Here is a 21,111-nt window from a genome sequence, read left to right as displayed (position 1 = left end):
GGGGCGGTCGATTGCCACCTCCGTCTTCCCGGGCTTGACCCGGGATCCCGCTTCTTCTTCGATCAAGAGCGCAAAAGGCAGCGGGGCCCCGGATCAAGTCCGCGGAGACGAGTGGGCTAGAGCCTTACCCCACAAACGCGCGTTCGATCACAAACGGGCTGCAGGGCGTCACATCAGGCCCGACTGCAAACCACCAGCACGTGCAGCGTCTCGCCATCCTCGCTCAGCACCGGAGTGGCCATGCCGTTCGGCAGGCTCTTGAGCACCGGGCGAAGCTGCGGGGGTAGTTCTGTGTCGTGCACGAAGCGCTTGCGCTCCACCTTGGCGTCCATCGCCTTGCCGAGCTTCACCGCTTCGCCGCACGAGCTGATCGCCATCGTCCGCGCCTGGAATTCGTCCGCCGAAACCGCGTTGGCAGCAACCGACAGCTGGACGAGGTTGTAATTGGGCAGCGTCGAGGTTTGCTCGGCCTGAGCGGTCGCGGCAGTTGGCGCGAGCGCGGCGGCGAGCATGGCGGCGGCGGCGGCAAGACGGTAAAGCATGGCAGTCTCCCTGTTTCGGAGAGGCTGCCAATCCGTTGCTGAACTGCCTGTGAACGCTGCGGAATGCTCCGCTGCGGCGCTTACCCCACGAAGGCGCGCTCTATCACGAACTGGCCAGGCTTGTTGTTCGCGCCTTCCTCGAAGCCGCGCTTTTCGAGGTCAGCCGCGTGGTCCTTGATCATCGCCATCGAGCCGCACAGCATCACGCGATCTTCCTCGGGCACGAAGCGCTGCGGGCCCTTGGACTGTTCGAACAACCGGCCATCGTCGATCAGTGCCTGAATGCGGCCCTGCGTGCGGAAGGGTTCGCGGGTGACGGTGGGGACGTAGATCATCTTGGCGCGGTCTTCGTCCTCGAGCAGCGGGTCGCCTTCGAGCTTAGATTCGAGCAGCTCGCGATAGGCCAGCTCGTTCACGTTGCGCACCGAGTGGACGACGATCACTTCCTCGAACATCTGGTAGACCTCGGGATCGCGCACGAGGCTCATGAAGGGCGCAAGGCCGGTGCCGGTCGAGAGCATGAACAGCCGCTTGCCCGGCAGCAGCGCGTCGGTCACCAGCGTGCCGGTAGGCTTCTTGCCGAGATAGATCGGATCGCCCGGCAGGATGTGCTGAAGCCGCGAGGTCAGCGGGCCGTCCTGCACCTTGATCGACAGGAACTCCAGCTCCTCGGCATAGGAGGGCGAAGCGACCGAATAGGCGCGCAGCAGCGGCTTGCCGTTGTCGCCCGGCAGACCGATCATCACAAACTCTCCCGAGCGGAAGCGGAAGCTCGCGGGGCGCGTCATCTTGAGGCTGAATAGCCCCTCGCACCAGTGGTGCACATCGGTGATGGTCTCGACAGAGAGCGCCGCGCTTTCGGTGAACTCGTCGCGGTCGATGATGGGCTGGTTCAAAGCGGGCCTCGGATACAGGTGTGCGCTGCCCGGGACGGGCGGCAGGAACGGGGGCGCAAATGGACGAGTCCTGCGCGCCCTTCAAGACAGATTAGCGATAGGACGTGAAAGCGGGCCTTGATCGGCGCCCGATCCGGCGCGCCATCAGTTCCAGCCGGCGGCGTTGTAGATCTGGCTCGCCTTCGCCTCGTTCTCGCCGATCTTGGCGGCAGGGAGCGGATCGGCCTTGAAGGTGCCGAGCGCCTGCACCGCCGAAGTGGGCGCGATGCCTTTCACCGCCGGATATTCGTTGTTGCCGTTGGCGAGATATTGCTGCGCGCTTTCGGAGGTGAGGTATTCGAGGAACTTCACCGCATTGGCGCGATTGGGCGCGGTCTTGACCACGCCCGCGCCGCTCATGTTGACGTGGGTGCCAGTGGTCGCCTGATTGGGGAAGATGATCCCCACCGCATCCAGCACCTTGCGCTTTTCGGGCGTGTCGAAGCGGGCGAGGTAATAGGTGTTGACCAGCGAGATGTCGCACTCGCCCGCGGCCACGGCCTCGATGTTCGACATGTCGTTGCCCTGCGGCGGGCGCGCGAAATTGGCGACGACGCCCTTCGCCCAGGCGTTCGCCGCCGCCTCGCCATCATGCGCGATGATGCTGGCGAGCAGCGCGATGTTGTAGACGCTGGAAGACGACCTCATGCAGATGCGCCCCCGGAATTCGGGCTTGGCGAGATCGGCATAGGTCGCCAGCCCCGCAGGCTTGCCCTTGGCCTTGTTGTAGATGATGATCCGCGCCCGCGTGGTCAGCGCGAACCAGCGGCTGCGCGGATCGCGCAGCTCTGGCGGGATTCGCGCCGCCAGCACCTGCGATTCGACCGGGGCGAGGATTCCCGCCTCCTCGGCGCGCCAAAGGCGACCGGCATCGACGGTGATGAAGAGGTCGGCCGGGCTGAACTCGCCCTCGGCCTCGATCCGTTCGAGCAGTGCGTCGGCATCGGCCTCGATCCGGTTGACCTTGATCCCGGTGTCGCAGGTGAAATCCTCGTAGAGCGCCAGATCGGTGTCATAGTGGCGCGAGGAGTAGATGTTGACGTCGCCCGCAGGCGCCGCGCAATCGCGGCGGGGCGCATCCGCGCTCTGGTCCGCACAGGCGGAGAGCATGGCAAGGGACGCGACGGCGACGGCGGCAAACACGAGATGTTTCATGACAGGAGGGAGGCTTTCGCAAGGTTTCTTGCGAATGACTTGCAATATTATTGTCGTCTGCGCAAGCGCTAAACGCGCAGGAAAGCCCGCACGCTCTCGGGGTCTGGCATGACGCTGTAGGTGCGTGCCGGATCGACGGCGAGAGCGGTTTCGACCGTGATCGTCGCGCCATCGGCTCCGTCGATCAGCACCCGCGCCCGCGCGCCCAGCGGGTGCACATCGCGCACCCGGCCGCCGCGCACATCGGCGACGGGCACCAGCCGGTCGGCCTGCACCAGCAGATCGAGCGCGGGGGTATCGGGCAAGTCGCCTGCGAGGCTGGCGAGCGGCCACAGGCCGAAGGGCGTATCCAGCCCCTCCTCGGCGCGGGTGCCCGCAATGACCTGCGCGCCCGAGAAGATCGCGCCCACCGCTGCGGTAGCGGGCGAGCCGTGGAGTTCGGGCGGTGTGCCGAACTGGACGATGCGCCCTGCCTCCATCACCGCAATCCGGTCGGCAATGTCGAGCGCCTCGGCCGGGTCGTGCGTGACGAGGATGACGGTCGATCCGGCCTCGCGCAGCAGGATGCGGCAATCGCGGCGCAAGCTCCGGCGCAGCACGATATCGACGCTGGCGAAGGGTTCGTCCATCAACAGCACGCGCGGCTCGGGCGCCATTGCCCGGGCAAGCGCGGCGCGCTGTTGCTGCCCGCCGGAAAGCTCGTGCGGATAGCGCGCGCCCATCCCCGCCAGCCCGACCTTGGCGAGCCATGCCTCGGCCTCGCCGCGCCGCGCGCGCGGTAGGCCGAAGGCGACATTGGCGGCCAGCGTCATGTGCGGAAACAGCGCGCCGTCCTGGAACACCAGCCCCACCGGCCGCGCCTCGGGCGGGGGGTTGTAACCGGGCTCCGCCAGCAGCTCATCGCCCAGCGCGATGCTGCCCTGCTGCACCCTCAGCAGCCCCGCCGCGAGGCCGAGCAGTGTTGACTTCCCGCAACCCGACGCGCCAAGCAGACAGGTGATCTCTCCCGCGGGCGCGGTGAGGCTGATATCCTCGAGCGCCCGCACCGCACCGTAAGCGTGGGCAATATGACGAAATTCGAGGCTCAATGGCGCTGTCCGAAGGGTTGAAGGTGAGCCGCCTTAGGCAATTTGCGGGCGCTCCTGCAAGCGAAGCCGCGCGGACGGCATCGCGCGCGGGCCGCGAGGGCGCGGGCTGGACGCTTGCCGCGCTGGCGCTCGCGGCGCTGGCGGGCCTGCCGCTTGTCGCCATCGGCTGGGCCGCGCTGGCAGGCGGGGGCGAGACGATCGGCGCGCTCGCGGCGACGGTGCTGCCGACCTACATCGCCAACACCATGCTGCTGATGCTGCTGACCGGCGCAATCGCGGCGGTGACGGGCACCGGCTGCGCCTGGCTGATCGCCGCGACCCGCTTCCCCGGACGGCGCATCCTCAGCTGGGCGCTGGTGCTGCCGCTGGCGCTGCCCGCCTATCTCTCGGCCTATATCTATGCCGACATACTCGATTTTGCCGGCCCGGTGCAGAGCGGCTTGCGCAGCGCGACCGGATGGGGGGTGGACGATTACTGGTTCCCCGACATCCGCTCGCTTGGCGGGGGCGCGATGGTGCTGGGGCTGGTGCTGTTTCCCTATGTCTATCTGCTCGCGCGGACGGCCTTTGCGACCCAGAGCCTGACCCAGTTTCGCGCCGCGCGCAGCCTTGGCGCAGCGCCCTCCCGCGCCTTCTGGCAGGTCGCCCTGCCCGCCGCACGCCCGGCCATCGCCGGGGGCCTCGCGCTGGTGCTGATGGAGGTGCTGGCCGACTTTGGCGTGGCCGAATATTTCGCTATTCCCACCTTCTCCACCGGCATCTTCCGCAGCTGGCTGGCGATGGGCGACAAACCGGCGGCGCTCAAGCTTTCGGCGGTAATGCTGATCTTCGTGATCGCGCTGGTGGCGTGGGAGGCGCAATCCCGGCGCGGGCGCAGCGACAGCCGCGATGGGCTGGCGGGCCGCGCCTACGAAGAGCCGCTGGTGCAGCTTTCGCCGACGGGCAAGGCGCTGGCGTGTCTCGCATGCGGCGTGCCGGTGCTGCTCGGCTTTGTGCTCCCGGCAGGCTACCTCGTCAGCCTTGCCCTGACCCCGACGGCGCAGGCCGCTGCGGGCGAGCTGGGGACCTATCTGCGCGGGAGCCTGTGGCTGGGCGTGGCGACGGCGAGCCTGTGCCTTGCCGCCGCGCTGCTGCTCGCCTTCGCCCGCGCGCGCTCGGCCTCGCGCGTCACGGCCAGCGCGATCCGGCTGGCGACGCTCGGCTATGCCCTGCCCGGCGCACTGCTGGCGGCAGGCCTGCTGGCGCCGCTCGGCGCCTTCGACGTGACCATGACCCGCTTTGCGCGTGATAGCCTGGGATGGAGCGGCGGGCTGCTGCTGACGGGGACGAGCGCGGTGCTGGTCTATGCGCTGTCGGTGCGGTTCCTGACGGTCGCCTACAATGCGGTCAGCGGTGGCCTTGCGCGGATTCCCCCCGGCCTCGATGCCGCAGCGCGCAGTCTCGGCGCGGGGCCCTCGCGGGTGCTGGCGCGGATCTATGCTCCGTTGCTCGCACCCAGTCTGGCGGGCGCCGCCGCGCTGGTCTTCATCGATACCCTGCGCGAGCTTCCCGCGACGCTGATCCTACGCCCCTTCAACCTCGAAACGCTGGCAACCCGCACCTACCGCCTCGCCAGCGACGAACGGCTGGTCGAAGCGGCGATCCCGGCGCTGATCCTGCTCGCGGCGGGCCTGCTCCCGGTGCTGGTGCTGAACCGGATTGGGAAGCGCTGAAAGAAACTGTCCAGTCAGCCTGTCACACGGCTTGTCCGAAGCGATTGAACCGTTCACAAGACGCTCGACATGGCACGCTTCCCCTTCTCCGCAATCGTCGGTCAGGACGAGATGAAACAGGCGCTGCTGATCGCGGCAGTGGACCCTTCGATCGGCGGCGTGATGGTGTTCGGCGACCGCGGCACGGGCAAGAGCACCGCCGCGCGCGCGCTCGCCGGGCTGCTGCCGCCGATCATGGCGGCAGACGGCTGCCCCTATGGCGCCTCGAAAGAAGATCAGGCGCGCTATCCCGAGGTCTGCGGACAGGGCAAGCTGGTGAAGCGCGCCGTCCCCTTCGTCGACATGCCGCTGGGCGCGACCGAGGACCGGGTGATCGGCAGCCTTGATCTGGAGCGCGCGCTGCGGTCGGGCGAGAAGGCGTTCGAGCCCGGCCTGCTCGCCAAGGCCCATCGCGGGTTCCTCTATATCGACGAGATCAATCTGCTCGAAGACCATCTGGTCGACCTGCTGCTCGATGTCGCCGCCTCGGGCGAGAACGTGGTCGAGCGTGAAGGGCTTTCGGTGCGCCACCCGGCCAAGTTCGTACTGATCGGCAGCGGCAACCCCGAAGAGGGCGAGTTGCGCCCGCAGCTGCTCGACCGCTTCGGGCTTTCGGTCGAGGTGCGCACGCCCAAGGACATTGAGACCCGCATTGCGATCATGAAGCTGGTCGCCGAGAACGAGGCTGACCCCGAAGGCTTCGCCGCGCGCTGGGCGGGCGAGGACGAGGCGATCCTCAAGCGCGTGGCCAAGGGCAAGGCGAAGTTGCCCAAGCTGACCCCCGGCGATGACGTGCTGCGCGATGCCGCCAACCTGTGCCTTGCGGTGGGCGCGGATGGTCTGCGCGGCGAGCTGACCCTGATGCGCGCCGCTCGCGCGCTGGCGGCGCTGGAGGGGGCCCGAGCCGTCACCCGCAAGCATCTGATCGCCATCGCCCCCTCCGCGCTGCGCCACCGGCTGCGGCGCGACGTGCTCGACGAGACCGGCTCCACCACGCGCATCAACCGGGCGATGGCCGAGCTGTTCGGATGACGACGCCGCCCGCCGCCGCCGCCGACCCGCTCGACGATGCGGTGCTGGCGGCGCGGCTGTTTGTCCTTGCACCGAGCGTCTTCAAGGGCCTGACCCTGCGCGGGAGCAGCCCGGCGCGCGAGGCGCTGGGGGCGGCTCTGGCCGAGGCGATTCCGCTGCGCCGCCTGCCCGGCCATGTTGATGACGAGCGGCTGCTGGGCGGGATCGACCTTGCCGCGAGCCTTTCGGCAGGCAAACCAATCCGCCAGACCGGGTTGATCGAGGAGGCGCGCGGCGGGGCCCTGATCGCCGGCATGGCCGAGCGGATGGAGGCGGGTGTCGCGGGGCGGCTGGCACAAGCGCTCGACGACCCGCTCGACGAGGGACAGACCGCGCTGGTGCTGCTCGACGACGCGGTCGAATCCGACGATGCTCCGCCTGCGAGCCTGACCGAGCGCCTCGCCTTTGCCTGCGACCTTTGCGCCTCGCGCCGCTGGCAGGGCGTGGAGCTTGCCCCAGCGGCAGGCTCCCTCGCCGATGTCGCACCCCTCGCTGACGCTGACCTGCGCGCACTGGCCGCCACAGCCGAGGCGCTGGGGGTGGAAAGCTTGCGCGCGCTGATCTTCGCCGGAGAGGCCGCGCGCGGGCTGGCGGCGCTGGCGGGGCGGGATGCGGCAGAGAAGGCGGACCTGTCTGGCGCCGTGCGCCTCGTCCTCGCGCCCCGCGCCACCCGCCTGCCGCCGCAGGAACAGGATGCCCCGCCGCCCGAAGAACCGCCCCCGCCCCCCGATGGCGAGCGCGACGACCCGTCCGACAGCGACCGGCAGCAGCAGGAACCCGACCTCTCCGACATCCTGGTCGAAGCCGCGCGGGCCGCGATCCCGGCGGGGCTGCTGGAGCAGCTTGCCCAAGGCAAGGCCCCGCGCCGTTCATCCTCGAGCGGCACCGGGCAGAAACGCAAGGCGGTGACGCGCGGCAAACCGCTGGGCGCGCGCCCCGGAATGCCGCGTGGGGGCCACAAGCTGGCGCTGATCGATTCCCTGCGCGCCGCGGTGCCGTGGCAGGCGGTGCGCCGCAGAGAGAAGGGCGCAGACCCCGACGCGCCAATCATCATGCGCAAGGAAGACCTGCGCATCCGCCGCTTCGAAGAGCGCGCCGCGCGGGTCACGATCTTCGCAGTCGACGCCAGCGGCTCGGCGGCGGCGGCGCGGCTGGCCGAGGCCAAGGGCGCGGTCGAGCTGATGCTGGGCCAAGCCTACGTCACCCGCTCCGAGGTCGCGCTGGTCGCCTTTCGCGGCACCACCGCCGAGCTGATCCTGCCCGCCACCCGCAGCCTCACCCGCGCACGCCGCACGCTGGCGGAACTGCCCGGTGGCGGCGGCACCCCGCTTGCGCTGGGCCTCAATGCCGCGCGCGAGGTGGCAGAGGCCGTCATCGCCAAGGGGCGCAGCGCCGCGCTGGTGATCCTCACCGACGGGCGCGCCAATATCGCCGTCGACGGCTCCCCCGGTCGCCCGCAGGCTGCCAAGGACGCCGAGACCGCCGCCAAGGCCATCGCGGCGCGCGGGATCGACAGTCTGGTGATCGATATCTCCGCCCGCCCCGGCCCGGAGGGTGCGAGCCTCGCGCAGGCGCTGGGCGGCCGTTTCCTCGCCCTGCCCCGCGCCAATGCGCGGATCCTGCAAGCGGCGATCAACGCCGTGCAGGCTCCACCATCACGGGCGGCCCGGGCGGCATGAGCGCGCTCGACTGGCACCGCGAAGGCCTGATCTGGCCGCACCGCGAGGCGAGCGACTTCATCACCGTGGGTGGCAAGCGTTGGCACGTACAACGCATGGGAGAAGGCCCTCCGCTGCTACTGCTCCACGGCACCGGGGCCTCGGTCCATTCCTGGCGCGGGCTGATGCCGTTGCTGGCCGAGAGCCACAGCGTGATCGCCCCCGATCTGCCGCGCCACGCCTTCACCACCGGGCACGATGCCTATGCCATGAGCCTGCCCGCGATGGCGCGCGAGATCGCCGCGCTGCTGCGGGAACTGGACGTTCAGCCCGCCGCGATCATCGGCCACTCGGCGGGAGCGGCCATCGCGCTGCAACTGGCGCTCGACCACCAATTCACTGGCCCGATCATCGGCCTCAGCGCGGCGCTGCGCCCCTTCCCCGGCGCGATGGCGCAGATCTTCCCGGCGATCGCCAAAACGCTGTTCGTCAACCCGCTGGTGCCGCGCATCTTCACCCGCAGCATCGATCTCGTCGGCGGGGCGGAGCGCTTCCTGTGGCGCTCGACCCATTCGCGGATCGATCGGCAGGGGCTCGCCTGTTACGCCAAGCTGCTCAAGCACCCCGCCCATGCCGGCGGCGCGCTGGCGATGATGGCGAACTGGGATCTTCCGGGCCTGCGTGCGCGGATGGACGCGGTCGCCAATCCCGTGCTGCTGGTCCACGGCATGAACGATCCCGCGATCCCGCTCGACTGGGCGAAGGATGCCGCCAGTTGGCTTCCCGATGCGCGGCTGGAACCGCTTCCCGGCCTCGGCCATTTGGCCCATGAGGAAGCGCCCGGCGAAGCCGCCGCGCGGATTGCGGCCTTCCTCGCCGAGACTGGATAGGGAGCGCGCCATGGACGGCGGCAATTACGGCTGGATCGAGATCGCGCTGTTCTACGGCATCGCGATCGGCTTTGGCGCGTGGCAGTTCTGGTCGATGGACCGCAAACTCAAGCAGACCCGCGCCGAAAAGGCCGCCAAGGAAGCCGCCGAGCGCGAAGCTGTGCCACCCGAAGGCTAGGCCAGCGGCCCGGCGGCAAAGCTGTCACGGGTGATGACATAGGTGAGATGCGGGATAATCGCGCCGCCCGCCATGATCCGCTCCTCGCGCCGGTCGGTCAGCTGCGCGCCGATCTGCTCCAGCGCGCGGCGCGAGCGCAGGTTGCTCTCCCCCACCAGAAACCGCACCTCGGCCACGCTGGCGAGCGCATGGGCGAGCATCAGGCGCTTCATCGCGTGATTGTAGGTGCCGCCCCAGTGCGAGCGCGCAAGGAAGGTCCAGCCGATCTCGATCGATCCGCCGCCTGCTTCCTCCAGCCCCTGAAAGCGGGATGAGCCGATCACCGCATCGCTCGCGCGGTCGATGGCGACCAGCGCGCCGCCACCTTCCAGCGCATCGTCGAAAAAGGCGCGGAACACCGGCTCCTGCCAGCGATCATGCGCCGGATGCTGTTCCCAGATCAGCGGGTCGGATGCGACCGCGAACAGCGCGTCCCAGTCGCTCTCGCGCAGCGGTCGCAGGCGGATATGCTCGTCCTCCAGCTCCGGTTGGCGATCGAGCACCCTCGCCCCTTCCTCAGACTGCGACCGCGCCCAGCGCGGCGATGAACTTGGGCAGGTTGGCCTGCGTCAGCCCGGCGATGTTGATCCGGCCGGAAGCGGCCATGTAAATCCCGTGCTCTTCGCGCAGGGTCGCAACCTCGTCCTTGGTGATGGGGAGCATCGAGAACAGGCCGTTCTGCGTGCCGAGCGGGGTCAGATCGACCCGGCCTGCCGTGCCCGCCGCAGCCAGCGCATCGCGCACCTCGCGCATCCGCGCGCGCATCGTGTCGAGCTCGTCCTGCCACTGCGCGGTCATGTCGGGGTCGCGCAGGATGATCCGCACCGCCGCGCCGCCGTGATCGGGCGGCATCGACCATGCCGCGCGGGCCAGCGCATTGGCGTTGGAAAAGGCGGTGTCGAGCGCACTGCTCTCGCGCGCCATCACGTAGAACGCGCCGACGCGGTCGCGATACTGGCCGAAATTCTTGTCGCAGGAATAGGCGACGAAGGCCTCGGGCACAGCGGCGAGAACGCTGCGCATCCCGGCGGCGTCTTCCTCCATCCCGTGGCCGAGGCCCTGATAGGCCGAATCGATGATCGGGAAGGTGCCGGACGCGGCAAAGGCCTCGGCAATCGCGGCCCATTGGTCGGCGGTGTAATCGATGCCCGTGGGGTTGTGGCAGCAAGCGTGGAGCAGCACGGCCTCGTCATCGGCGGCGCCGTTGATCGCGGCGAGCACCGCATCGAGGTTGGCGGTGCCATCGTGGTTGGCGTGGTCGAAGGGCACCAGCTCCATGCCGAGATCGGCGAGGATCTGCGCGTGGTTGGGCCAGCTCGGCACGCCCATGTGGATGCGCTTCGCGCCCGCCTTCTGCGCCAGCGCCAGCGCGAGGCGCACCGCGCCGGTGCCGCCCGGGGTCTGCATCCCCGAAATCCGCCCGCCCATGGTCGGATCGCCCGCGCCAAAGATATAGGGCATCAGCGCATTGACGAAGCCCATGTCGCCTTCCGGGCCGAGATAGGACTTCGACGTCTGGCTATCGAGCAGCGCCTGCTCGGCCGCCTTGATCGCGGCGAACACGGGGGTCGCGCCATCCTCTGTGCGATAAACGCCGACGCCGAGGTCGATCTTGTCCTCGCGCGCATCGGCGGCGTGGAGGCGGATCAGGGCGAGCAGCGCATCGGGCGCCTGGGGACTGAGTCGGTCAAGCATCATGCCGCGCGACATGGCCTGCCAGCCGCGCCGCCGCAACCGGGTTTTCGCGTGGTGGCCTCAGAAAGGCAGCCAGCGCTGCTGCTTGGAGAACTTCATGTAGCCGGCATTGACCCCGAGCCGCAGCCCCGCGCCGACCCGGATCGGGATCAGCACCACATCGCCCCGGCGCATGTAGCTGGCATTGAGCCCGCCGACGAAATAGGCCTGCCCCTCGCCCGCCGGGAAGCGCTTGAACAGCTCTTCGGTGTCGTGGAGATTGTAGACCAGCACAAAGGTGTTGGCGGCGTTGGCCCCGGCATCAAAGCCGACCGAAGGCCCGGTCCAGTAGACCTGCTGCTGCCCCTCGATCTTGTGATGCAGCGTGCCCGAGCCATAGCGTGCGCCGAAGATGAAGGCCCCGCCTGCCTCGCGCCCTACGATATATCCATTAGGCTCGCCCTGATCCTTGAGCAGGTCCTGGATCAGCTTGGCGAGGCCTTCCGCGCCCTTGCCGAACACGCCCTCGGCCGCACCGATCAGGTCATCCTCGGCATAGGTCGCGCCCTGCGTGGTGGCGGCAGGGGTCACCGGCGCGGTGTCGGCTGGCAGCGGTGCGGTGGCATCTGCGGGGGCAACATCATAATCATCAAAGGTGCTGTCGAAAGTCGGCTCGGCCGGCTGGGGAGCCACCGGCGGGGCGGTCTGCGGACCGGCCAGATCGGCATCGATCTCGCCGCTCGGCGCGGCCCCGCTCTGCTGGTCATACGCCGCATCGGGATCGAAGGTCTGAAGATCCTGCGCGGCGGCAGGCGCCGTCAGCGCCAGCGCGGCCAGCACCGGCAGCGCGAGCGCGGCGAGGCGGCGACCCATATGGGAGAAGCGGGCGGTCATAAAACTCATCTTGCGGCCTTTCGCAGCGACGTGTCAGCCCCGGATTGTTGCGCATCGTACCAGAATCGCTTTGCCAAGGCGCTGCAACCACTCGTCGCCGGAGCGAATCGGATTCGCGACGAGCCGTTCCCGGCGCTAGTCCCGCGCGCCTGAACCCCCGCCGAACCGCGCGCTCAATACGGGGCAGCCAGAGACCTCCCGCAGGCCGAGCGATTTTTGTTCAAGCCACCTTGCCGCTCGCCCAAGTGCCGACTATAGCCGCGCCCTCGCAGCCAACGCTGTTGCCCGGAGACGTGGGTGAGTGGCTGAAACCAGTTCCCTGCTAAGGAACCGTACTCTATCAGGGTACCGAGGGTTCGAATCCCTCCGTCTCCGCCACCGGCCCTTCCCGCGATCAGCACAAGCCCCTCGGGGCACCCCTGCCCCGCCCGCCCGCTCAGCGCTTGCGGCGCGGCATGCGGTAGGGGAGCATGAACTGCACCAGCTGGGAGGAGAAGCGCCGCATGTCGAGGCTTTCCTGCACCGCCACCACGTCCTCGCCCAGAAAGCGTGAGGCAAGCTCGGAGCGGGCGTAGAAGGGCGTGTCCTCCCACGTGCGGCGCACCTCCGCGACACCAATGTCCGAGCGGGTGCGGCGGCCGATGCCCCACTTGCTGTCCGGCAGGCCCGCGATCGGCGGCAGATCGACCGGCTCGGGCACGCCCGAACGGTCAAACCTCAGCGCACTTGCGAACAGGGAGCCGTCACCGCGCTCGCCCTCGTAACAGACCAGCGCGCCGGATTTCAGATGCGCGCGCGACCAGTGCCAGGTGTTGAAGCCGGTCTCCAGCGGCTCGGCACCGCGGTTGTGATCGAGATAGGCCTTGCCGCCCCAATGGATGCCGGGCGAGGTCATCTCGACCTCGATCCGCGCACGCGGGGCGAGGCAGTGCCAGATATGATTCTCGCTCGCATCGAGCGCGAAGGCGACGCGGTTGAGCGCCTCGGGGAAGACCCGCACCCGGCCAATCACCGGGCGCTGCCACGGCACGAACAGGCGCGTGTCGCCTTCATGGATGTCGATGGTGAGCGCCCCGTCCTCCCAGCGCACGGAACTCGGCCCGATCACCAGATTGCTCGCATCGCGCGAAACGGCCGGGCGGCCGCGCTCGGTCATCGCCCAGCGCGCATTGGGTCCGTAAAGCGCAACGTTGAGCGAGCAATGATCAAGCGGATCGCCCCGCCCGCTCTTCTTGTAATAAGGTGAGAACACGCTCCCGAGGAACGCGATGATCGTCAGCCCGTGCTGCCCGTCGTCGCTGATCGCGTCGACATACCACCAGGAATAGCCGCCGGGCGGGATGTCCTCATCGAAGCGAGGTCCTTCGCGATCACCCGCGCGGCCAGCTGCCCGGACAAGGCTGCCATGGGCACCCCAGCCGCCGGATGGGTCGCCCCGCCCGTGCAATAGAGACCGGCGAGCCGGGTCTTCGGCCCCTGCCGCTGGAAGGAGGCCGCCCAGCCGTGCGACGCTCTGCCATAAAGGGCGCCGCCCGTGGCCGGGAAGAGGCCGTCCCAATCCTCGGGCGTCATGAGCTGATGCGGCATCGGATCTTCCAGCCTCAGTCCGCAACGACTCAGCGTTGCCATCATGGCCTGTGTGCATCGCTCTCTCTCCTCGGGTGTGTAGTGGTGAACGTCTCCATTGGCGGGGGCGTTGACGATGATCTGAAGGCGCTCGCGCCCGGTTGGCGGGGCGGCGTGCTCGCCGGCGCCGCGGTCGATGGCGCAGACATAGACGGTGGGCTCGGAAGGGGTCCGGCCCGCGGCGATCTCGCGGAATTCTTTGGGATAATCGCGCGAGAAGAAGACGTTGTGGTGGGTGAGGTTGAAGGCGCCGCCGGTGTCGGCATGGGCATACCAGACCAACGCCGAGAGCGAGCGCTTGGCGCGCGGGATCGCGGGCACGGCACCCGCCGCGCTCTCGCCGAAGCGCCCGGTCGCCAGCGCGCCGGGGTCACCGTTGCAGATCACGATATCGGCGGGGATCATCTCGCCGCTTGCCAGCCTGACGCCGCTGGCCTTTCCGGCTGCGGTCAGCACCTCGGCCACCGGAGCTGTGGTGCGCACCCGCGCGCCCTGCCGTTCGGCGAGGGTTGCGAGCGCCTTGGCCAGCGCATGGATTCCGCCCTCGATCAGCCACACTCCGCGCGCCTCGACATGGGCGATCAGCATCAGCGTGGCGGGCGCGCTGAAGGGGGAGGAGCCGCAATAGGTGGCATAACGCCCGAACAATTGCTGGAGGCGGGGGTCGCGGAAATGCTGGCCCAGCGCCTTCCACATCCCGTCGAACGGGCGCATCGCCAGCATGTCGCCGATCCGCGCGGGGCCGATCCGCCACATCATCGGCAGCGGCGTGCTGGCCTTGCCGCCGCGCAGGAAGGGCTGTTCCAGCACCTCGAAGATGCGCTGCGCCTCCTCGGCAAAGGCGCGATAGCCGCGCCCCGCCTCGGCTCCAGCGAACTCCCCGACGGCGGCGACGCTGCGTTCGCGATCAGCATAGAGGTCGAGCGTGCCGGTGTCGTCCCAGGCGTGGCGGGCGATCACATCGGCACGGGCGATGGTGACGTGATCCTCCATCTGCGCCCCGCAGACGGCGAAGACCTCGTCGAAGACCGCGCGGTAGGTGAAGACCGTGGGCCCGCCATCGATCTCGGCCCCGTCCACGCTCACGCGCCGCGCCTTGCCGCCGACCCAGCGCTCTTTCTCGAGCACGGTGACATCATGCCCTGCAGCCGCCAGCAGCGCGGCGCTGGTGAGCCCGCCTATGCCTGCTCCGATGACGGCGACTCGCGCCATGACCCGCCCTCCCGACTGCGATCCAACGCGATTATCATTGACCTTACGCGGCGATCTGTCCAATTATTTAGACATATGGCCTGTCAATCATCCCGTTCATGAGCAAGTGGGCCGCTTTCAAGCTGGGTTATGTGGCGCGCCGCAACCGGGTTTTTGCCTCGCCGAGGTTCCAGCACTGGGCCGCGCGCCTGCCGGTTATCCGCTGGATTGCGACAAGCCGCGCGGCGGGGGCCTTCGACCTCTTGGCAGGCTTTGCCTATTCGCAGGTGCTGCGCGCCTATGTCGAAGGCGGATTGTTCGATATTCTGAAGGACGGCCCCCTCGCCGCCGCCGATATCGCCAGCCGCATGGGCCTGTCCGAAAGCGCCGCACTAACCCTGCTGCGCGCCGGCCGCCCACTGATGCTGTCGGAGGAACCCGCCCCCGATCACTGGATGCTGGGCGAACAAGGCGCTGTTTTCGCGTCCAATCCCGGTGTCCAGGCGATGGTGCGCCATCACCGCCTGCTCTACACCGATCTCGCCGACCCGATCGCGCTGCTGCGCGCTGACCGGGCCGATCCGACCACGCTGTCGCGCTTCTGGACCTATGCGGGCGCCTTGCAGGGGGCGACCGAGCGCGGGGCCGACACCGCCGAATATTCCGAGCTGATGGCCGCATCCCAGCATTTCGTCGCCGACGAGGTGCTGGCGAGTGTCGGCTTGGGCGATGTGCAGCGCCTGCTCGATGTCGGCGGCGGGCATGGCGCTTTCCTGCGCGCGATCGGCACCGCGCACCCGCATCTGGCGCTTGGCCTATTCGATCTGCCCGAGGTCGCCGAAACCGGGGCCCGGGTGCTGGGCGAGGCGCTCGGGGCATCCCGCGTGACCGCGCATCCGGGCGATTTCTTCAGCGATTCCATACCGCAAGGCTATGACATGGTGTCGCTGATCCGGATCCTGCACGATCACGACGATGCGCCCGCCGCTGCCCTGCTCGCCAATATCCGTCGCAGCCTCGCCCCCGGCGCGCGGCTGCTGATCGCCGAGCCGATGGCCCGCATCCCGGGGGCCGAGGCGATGGGGGAAGCCTTCTTTGGCCTCTATCTGTGGGCGATGGGATCGGGCCGCCCGCGCAGCCCGGCCGAGATTGCGGCCATGTGCCGCGCCGCCGGCTTTGCCAGCGCTCGCTTCGTCGCAACCGCGCAACCGGTCAACGCAAGCGTGGTCATGGCCACCGCCTGAGCACAACTTGTCCAAGTTGTTTGACAGTTGGATGCGTAAGGCGTAGCACACAGTCGGGAGAACGTAGCTGCGGTGTTTCGACTCGGCGTTCGCGCCTCGAAACCACCCGGGGGAGAACCGAGATAATGCTTACACTGGCCGTCATCCTCGAAGCACCGGAGCGTCTCGCTCTGCGGGCGCTTGAGATGAAGCCGGTCGAAGCGGCGGATGTTCTCGTGGAGATCGCCTGGAGCGGAATCAGCACCGGCACCGAAAAGCTTCTCTTCACCGGGCGCATGCCGCCCTTCCCGGGCCTCGGCTATCCGCTGGTGCCGGGATATGAATCGGTTGGCCGGATCGTCGACGCAGGGCCCGAAGCCCGCGGGCGAATCGGCGACTGGGTGTTTGTCCCCGGTGCCAATTGCTACACCGATGCGCGCGGCCTGTTTGGCGGCACGGCGCAGCGGGTCATCGTTCCGTCGGCGCGAGCGTTGCCGATCCCTGAGCACCTCGGCGATGCCGGGGTGCTGTGCGCGCTCGCGGCGACGGCACTCCATGCGATCAAGGGCGGCTTCGCCCGCCGCGAATCGCTGCCCGACCTCATCATCGGCCACGGCGTGCTCGGCCGCCTGCTCGCCCGGCTGACGCTGGCGCTGGGCGGCGCGGCTCCCACCGTGTGGGAAACCAACCCCGCCCGCCGCGTTGGCGCTGCCGGTTACAACGTGATCGACCCCGCGGCTGACGAACGCCGCGATTATCACGCCATCTATGACGCCAGCGGCGATGCGGGCCTGATCGACGATCTGATCATGCGCCTCGCCAAGGGCGGCGAGATCGTGCTGGCAGGCTTCTATTCCGAACGTGTCAGCTTCGCCTTCCCCGCTGCCTTCATGCGCGAGGCGCATTTCCGCGTCGCCGCCGAATGGCAGCCCGGCGATCTCGCCGAAACGCGGGCGCTGATCGAATGCGGGCGACTGGACCTCAAGGGTCTCGTCACCAACCGGCGTCCTGCCGGAGAGGCGCTCGACGCCTACCCCCAAGCCTTCAGCGATCCCGATTGCCTGAAGATGGTTCTCGATTGGAGCGAATGCTGATGTCCGTGCTTGATACCCAGGCCGCCGACCTTCGCGAGGAAGCGAACCACGAGCCCGATCCGGTCCACACCGGCGAGGTGAAGAGCGAAACGCAGGTCATCGCGATCTACGGCAAGGGCGGCAGCGGCAAGAGCTTCGCGCTTTCCAACCTCAGCTACATGATGGCCCAGCAGGGCAAGCGCGTGCTGCTGATCGGCTGCGATCCCAAGAGCGACACCACCAGCCTGCTGTTCGGCGGCAAGTCCTGCCCGACCATCATCGAAACCTCCAGCCGCAAGAAACTGGCCGGAGAAGAGGTCAAGATCGAGGACGTGTGCTTCCAGCGCGACGGTGTCTTCGCGATGGAATTGGGCGGCCCCGAAGTCGGGCGCGGCTGCGGTGGTCGCGGGATCATCCACGGCTTCGAACTGCTCGAAAAGCTCGGTTTCCATGACTGGGGCTTCGATTACGTCCTGCTCGATTTCCTCGGCGACGTGGTGTGCGGCGGCTTCGGCCTGCCGATCGCCCGTGACATGTGCCAGAAGGTCATCGTGGTCGGATCGAACGACCTGCAATCGCTCTATGTCGCCAACAACGTCTGCCAGGCGGTCGAATATTTCCGCAAGATGGGCGGCAATGTCGGCGTCGCGGGCATGATCGTCAACAAGGATGACGGCACCGGCGAGGCCAAGGCCTTTGCCGAAGCGGTCGGCATCCCGGTACTCACCGCAATCCCGGCCAACGAGGACATCCGCCGCAAGAGCGCCAATTACCAGATCATCGGCATCCCCGGCACCGAATGGGCGAGCCTGTTCGAGGAACTGGCGATCAACGTCGCCGAAGCCCCGCCGCTGCGCCCCACCCCGCTCACGCAGGACGGATTGCTCGGCCTGTTCAGCGCCGACCAGACCGGCGGCAATGTCGAACTCGTTCCCGCGACTCAGGCCGACATGCGCGGCGGTGTCTACGAGACGAAGCCCACGCTCGAAGTGATTTACGACGAGGCATGAGCGACCATAACGCCTTTGACGCCGTCCCGCGCGCTGCTGACCGGATCGACCTCGATTCTCCGGCCGCTCCCGTGAGCGAAGGGGGCGCCTGCGCGTCGAAGGACACGATGAACGAGGCCGCCCGCGCCGCGGGCAAGAGCGAGATCCTCGATCAGTATGCAGCCGACTATCCGGTCGGCCCTCACGATCAGCCCCAATCCATGTGCCCCGCGTTCGGGTCACTCCGGGTGGGCCTGAGAATGCGGCGCACTGCGACCGTGCTCTCAGGTTCGGCCTGCTGCGTCTATGGCCTGACCTTCACCTCGCACTTCTACGGCGCGCGGCGGACGGTGGGCTATGTGCCTTTCTCTTCAGAAACGCTGGTCACCGGCAAGTTGTTCGAGGACATCAAGGAAGCGGTCGAAGGCCTCGCCGATCCCGAAAATTACGACGCGATCGTGGTCACCAACCTGTGCGTCCCCACCGCCAGCGGCGTGCCGCTGCGGCTGCTGGGCAAGGCGATCAACGGGGTGCGGATCATCGGGATCGACGTACCGGGCTTCGGCATCCCGACTCACGCGGAAGCCAAGGACGTGCTCGCCGGCGCGATGCTCGCCTATGCCCGCGAAGAAGTGATGGCTGGCCCCGTGGCCGCGCCACGCGAACGCACCGACCTGCCGAGCGTCGCTCTACTTGGCGAGATGTTCCCGGCTGACCCCGTGGTGATCGGGCAAATGCTCGCCCCCCTCGGGCTTGCCGCAGGCCCGGTCGTCCCGACCCGCGAATGGCGCGAGCTTTATGCTGCGCTCGATTGCGCGGTGGTCGCCGCGATCCACCCCTTCTACACCGCCTCGATCCGCGAATTCGAAGCCGCGGGCCGCCCGGTGATCGGCTCGGCCCCCGTGGGCGCGGACGGCACCGCCGCCTGGCTGCAATCGCTCGGCGATGTGATGGGCTTGCCGCAGGCCAAGGTCGATGGCGTCAAGGACGCAATGATCGCCGCCTGCAAGGGCGCGCTTGCCAACATGCCGATCAAGGGGCGCATTACCGTCTCGGGCTATGAAGGCTCCGAGCTTTTGGTCGCCCGCCTGCTGGTCGAAAGCGGCGCCGATGTGCGCTATGTCGGCTCGGCCTGCCCGCGCACCAAGTGGTCGGATGCTGACCGCGAATGGCTCGAAGCGCGCGGCGTGCAGGTGCAGTTCCGCGCCAGCCTTGAACAGGACATCGCTGCGGTCGAGGAATATCGCCCCGATCTCGCCATCGGCACGACGCCGGTGGTGCAGCACGCCAAGGCGAAGGCGATCCCCTCGCTCTACTTCACCAATCTCATCTCGGCCCGGCCGCTGATGGGCCCTGCGGGCGCAGGCAGCCTCGCGACCGTGATCAACGCGGCGATGGGCAACAAGGCGCGCTTCGATGCGATGCGCGATTTCTTCGAGGGCGTCGGCACCGAACACGCTGCGGGCGTGTGGGAAGAGCTTCCCGTCGACCGGCCCAAGTTCCGCAAGAAATACGCCGCCCTCAACGAGGCCGCGCGCAAGGCATCGGAGGCGATCGGATCATGACGCTCGTCCTCGACCATGATCGGGCAGGCGGCTACTGGGGCGCCACTTACGTCTTCACCGCGGTGAAGGGCCTGCAGGTGATCATCGACGGCCCGGTCGGCTGCGAGAACCTGCCCGTCACCTCGGTGCTGCATTACACCGACGCCCTGCCCCCGCATGAACTCCCCATCGTCGTCACCGGCCTGGGCGAGGAAGAGCTCGGCAAGACCGGCACCGAAGGCGCGATGAAGCGCGCGTGGAAGACCCTCGATCCCGAGCTGCCCGCCGTGGTGGTCACCGGCTCGATCGCCGAGATGATCGGCGGCGGCGTCACGCCCGAAGGCACCAATATCAAGCGGTTCCTGCCGCGCACCATCGACGAAGACCAGTGGCAGAGCGCCGACCGCGCGCTGACCTGGCTGTGGACCGAATTCGGCCCCAAGAAGATGCCGCAGCGACGCGAGCGTCGCGAAGGCGAAAAGCCGGTCGTGAACATCATCGGGCCCAGCTACGGCATGTTCAACATGCCATCCGATCTGGCCGAGATTCGCCGTCTGGTCGAAGGCATCGGCGCGGAGGTCGGCGTGGTTTTCCCGCTCGGCACGCACCTTGCCGACATTTCCAAGCTGGGCGCGGCGGACGCCAATGTCTGCCTCTATCGCGAGTTTGGCCGCAACCTGTGCGAAACGCTCGAGCGGCCCTATTTTCAGGCGCCCGTCGGCCTCACCCAGACCACCAAGTTCCTGCGCGCGCTGGCCGCCGAGCTCGGGCTTGACCCTGAGCCCTTCATCGAGCGTGAGAAGCACACCACGATCAAGCCCTTGTGGGATCTGTGGCGCTCGGTCACGCAGGATTTCTTCGGCACGGCGAGCTTCGGCATCGTCGCCAATGAAACCTACGCGCGCGGCATCCGCCACTTCCTCGAGGACGACATGGGCCTGCCCTGCGCCTTCGCCTTCTCGCGCTGCGCAGGCGTCAAGCCGGTCAACGAAGAGGTTCGCGCCGCGATCCGCGCCAATCCGCCGCTGGTGATGTTCGGCAGCTATAACGAGCGCATGTACATGGCCGAGTGCGGCGCGCGCGGGATGTACATCCCCGCAAGCTTCCCCGGCGCGGCGATCCGTCGCCACACGGGCACGCCCTTCATGGGCTATTCGGGCGCGACCTATCTGGTGCAGGAAGTGTGCAATGCGCTGTTCGATGCGCTGTTCCACATCCTCCCGCTCGGGACCGAGATGGACAAGGTCGAAGCGACTCCGGCCCGGAACGAAGCGCAATTGACCTGGGACAATGACGCCAAGGCCAAGCTCGACCAGCTTGTCGAAGCCCAGCCGGTGCTCATCCGCATTTCCGCCGCCAAGCGCTTGCGCGACGCGGCCGAGCGGACCGCGCGCCAGCGCGGCGAGACCACAGTTACAGCAGATTGCCTCGCCGAGGCACTGCTCGAAGGAACGGGAGCATGATGATGCGCACCGCCCTTCACACCAGTTTGTCGCTGCTGCGGGTAACCCCTGCATCGGCGCCATCCCATGCCCCCATCCAAAAGGGGGCTCTCCAATCCACGTGGGGGATCACGCGGGGATGCCGACG

19 protein-coding genes and 1 tRNA gene are annotated in these 21,111 nt (G+C 68.2%); 11 read left to right on the top strand and 9 right to left on the bottom strand.

Features of this window, described 5'->3' with window-relative positions:
- Positions 1–173 precede the first annotated feature (173 nt).
- From BZF59_RS13630 to BZF59_RS13615, 4 genes are all read right to left on the bottom strand, one after another.
- Positions 174–542: a hypothetical protein gene (locus tag BZF59_RS13630; protein WP_086608789.1), complete on the bottom strand. Its 369-nt coding sequence runs from the start codon at positions 540–542 to the stop codon at positions 174–176.
- Positions 543–622: 80 nt separating this feature from the next.
- A complete protein-coding gene (locus BZF59_RS13625) occupies positions 623–1,438 on the bottom strand; it encodes a ferredoxin--NADP reductase (protein WP_086608788.1) in 816 nt (271 codons plus the stop codon).
- Positions 1,439–1,582: 144 nt separating this feature from the next.
- Positions 1,583–2,632 carry a Fe(3+) ABC transporter substrate-binding protein gene (locus tag BZF59_RS13620; RefSeq protein ID WP_086608787.1) on the bottom strand — a complete coding sequence of 350 codons (1,050 nt, stop codon included), beginning with the start codon at positions 2,630–2,632 and terminating at the stop codon, positions 1,583–1,585.
- Positions 2,633–2,700: 68 nt separating this feature from the next.
- Positions 2,701–3,720 (bottom strand): ABC transporter ATP-binding protein, encoded by a 1,020-nt coding sequence (locus BZF59_RS13615; protein WP_245806160.1) that lies wholly within the window; start codon positions 3,718–3,720, stop codon positions 2,701–2,703.
- On the opposite strand from BZF59_RS13615, the gene BZF59_RS13610 reads away from it, so the two are divergent.
- The 5 genes from BZF59_RS13610 (at position 3,720) to BZF59_RS16265 (ending at position 9,268) form a co-directional block, all read left to right on the top strand.
- Positions 3,720–5,432 carry an ABC transporter permease gene (locus BZF59_RS13610; RefSeq protein ID WP_086608785.1) on the top strand — a complete coding sequence of 571 codons (1,713 nt, stop codon included), beginning with the start codon at positions 3,720–3,722 and terminating at the stop codon, positions 5,430–5,432. The genes BZF59_RS13615 and BZF59_RS13610 overlap by 1 nt on opposite strands.
- Before the next feature lie 69 nt (positions 5,433–5,501).
- On the top strand, positions 5,502–6,503 hold the full coding sequence (bchI, locus tag BZF59_RS13605; RefSeq protein ID WP_086608784.1) for a magnesium chelatase ATPase subunit I: 1,002 nt from the start codon (positions 5,502–5,504) through the stop codon (positions 6,501–6,503).
- Positions 6,500–8,221 (top strand): magnesium chelatase subunit D, encoded by a 1,722-nt coding sequence (locus tag BZF59_RS13600; protein ID WP_086608783.1) that lies wholly within the window; start codon positions 6,500–6,502, stop codon positions 8,219–8,221. The genes bchI and BZF59_RS13600 overlap by 4 nt, the downstream gene beginning before the upstream one ends.
- Positions 8,218–9,090, top strand: coding sequence for an alpha/beta fold hydrolase BchO (bchO, locus tag BZF59_RS13595; protein ID WP_086608782.1), 873 nt, complete (start codon positions 8,218–8,220; stop codon positions 9,088–9,090). The genes BZF59_RS13600 and bchO overlap by 4 nt, the downstream gene beginning before the upstream one ends.
- A gap of 10 nt (positions 9,091–9,100) precedes the next feature.
- Entirely contained in the window at positions 9,101–9,268 is a 168-nt protein-coding gene (locus BZF59_RS16265) for a hypothetical protein (RefSeq protein ID WP_158094327.1), read from the top strand.
- Here the strand turns inward: BZF59_RS16265 and BZF59_RS13590 are convergent.
- Genes BZF59_RS13590 through BZF59_RS13580 form a run of 3 tightly spaced genes read right to left on the bottom strand, consistent with a single transcriptional unit; the run spans position 9,265 to position 11,884 of the window.
- A complete protein-coding gene (locus tag BZF59_RS13590) occupies positions 9,265–9,810 on the bottom strand; it encodes a GNAT family N-acetyltransferase (RefSeq protein WP_086608781.1) in 546 nt (181 codons plus the stop codon). The genes BZF59_RS16265 and BZF59_RS13590 overlap by 4 nt on opposite strands.
- Positions 9,811–9,823: 13 nt before the next feature.
- Positions 9,824–11,002 carry an amino acid aminotransferase gene (locus tag BZF59_RS13585; protein WP_086609218.1) on the bottom strand — a complete coding sequence of 393 codons (1,179 nt, stop codon included), beginning with the start codon at positions 11,000–11,002 and terminating at the stop codon, positions 9,824–9,826.
- Between the two features lie 60 nt (positions 11,003–11,062).
- Entirely contained in the window at positions 11,063–11,884 is an 822-nt protein-coding gene (locus BZF59_RS13580) for a DUF1134 domain-containing protein (RefSeq protein WP_086608780.1), read from the bottom strand.
- Positions 11,885–12,162: 278 nt separating this feature from the next.
- On the opposite strand from BZF59_RS13580, the gene BZF59_RS13575 reads away from it, so the two are divergent.
- Positions 12,163–12,253: transfer RNA gene (locus BZF59_RS13575), tRNA-Ser, on the top strand.
- 58 nt (positions 12,254–12,311) lie between these two features.
- Here the strand turns inward: BZF59_RS13575 and BZF59_RS13570 are convergent.
- A complete protein-coding gene (locus tag BZF59_RS13570) occupies positions 12,312–13,127 on the bottom strand; it encodes a hydroxyneurosporene dehydrogenase (protein ID WP_086608779.1) in 816 nt (271 codons plus the stop codon).
- A gap of 23 nt (positions 13,128–13,150) precedes the next feature.
- The gene (gene crtD, locus BZF59_RS13565) at positions 13,151–14,713 is read right to left on the bottom strand and encodes a 1-hydroxycarotenoid 3,4-desaturase CrtD (RefSeq protein ID WP_086608778.1); all 1,563 of its coding nucleotides are present in this window, start codon (positions 14,711–14,713) and stop codon (positions 13,151–13,153) included.
- 98 nt (positions 14,714–14,811) lie between these two features.
- Between crtD and BZF59_RS13560 the strand changes: the two genes are divergently transcribed.
- The 5 genes from BZF59_RS13560 to bchZ all read left to right on the top strand — a co-directional run bounded on the left by BZF59_RS13560 (position 14,812) and on the right by bchZ (position 20,984).
- Positions 14,812–15,936, top strand: a complete 1,125-nt coding sequence (locus BZF59_RS13560) for a methyltransferase (RefSeq protein WP_086608777.1) — start codon at positions 14,812–14,814, stop codon at positions 15,934–15,936.
- A gap of 125 nt (positions 15,937–16,061) precedes the next feature.
- Positions 16,062–17,009 (top strand): chlorophyll synthesis pathway protein BchC, encoded by a 948-nt coding sequence (bchC, locus tag BZF59_RS13555; RefSeq protein ID WP_086608776.1) that lies wholly within the window; start codon positions 16,062–16,064, stop codon positions 17,007–17,009.
- Entirely contained in the window at positions 17,009–17,998 is a 990-nt protein-coding gene (locus BZF59_RS13550; protein WP_086609217.1) for a chlorophyllide a reductase iron protein subunit X, read from the top strand. The genes bchC and BZF59_RS13550 overlap by 1 nt, the downstream gene beginning before the upstream one ends.
- Positions 17,995–19,542, top strand: coding sequence for a chlorophyllide a reductase subunit Y (gene bchY, locus BZF59_RS13545; protein WP_086608775.1), 1,548 nt, complete (start codon positions 17,995–17,997; stop codon positions 19,540–19,542). Before BZF59_RS13550 ends, bchY begins: the two co-directional genes overlap by 4 nt.
- The gene (gene bchZ, locus BZF59_RS13540; RefSeq protein WP_086608774.1) at positions 19,539–20,984 is read left to right on the top strand and encodes a chlorophyllide a reductase subunit Z; all 1,446 of its coding nucleotides are present in this window, start codon (positions 19,539–19,541) and stop codon (positions 20,982–20,984) included. Before bchY ends, bchZ begins: the two co-directional genes overlap by 4 nt.
- The last annotated feature ends 127 nt before the right edge of the window (positions 20,985–21,111 follow it).

Source organism: Erythrobacter donghaensis, from assembly GCF_002155425.1.
Classification (GTDB): Bacteria; Pseudomonadota; Alphaproteobacteria; order Sphingomonadales; family Sphingomonadaceae; genus Erythrobacter; species Erythrobacter donghaensis.
Note: the sequence above shows the minus strand (reverse complement) of the source record. Positions and strands in the feature narration are given on the sequence as shown.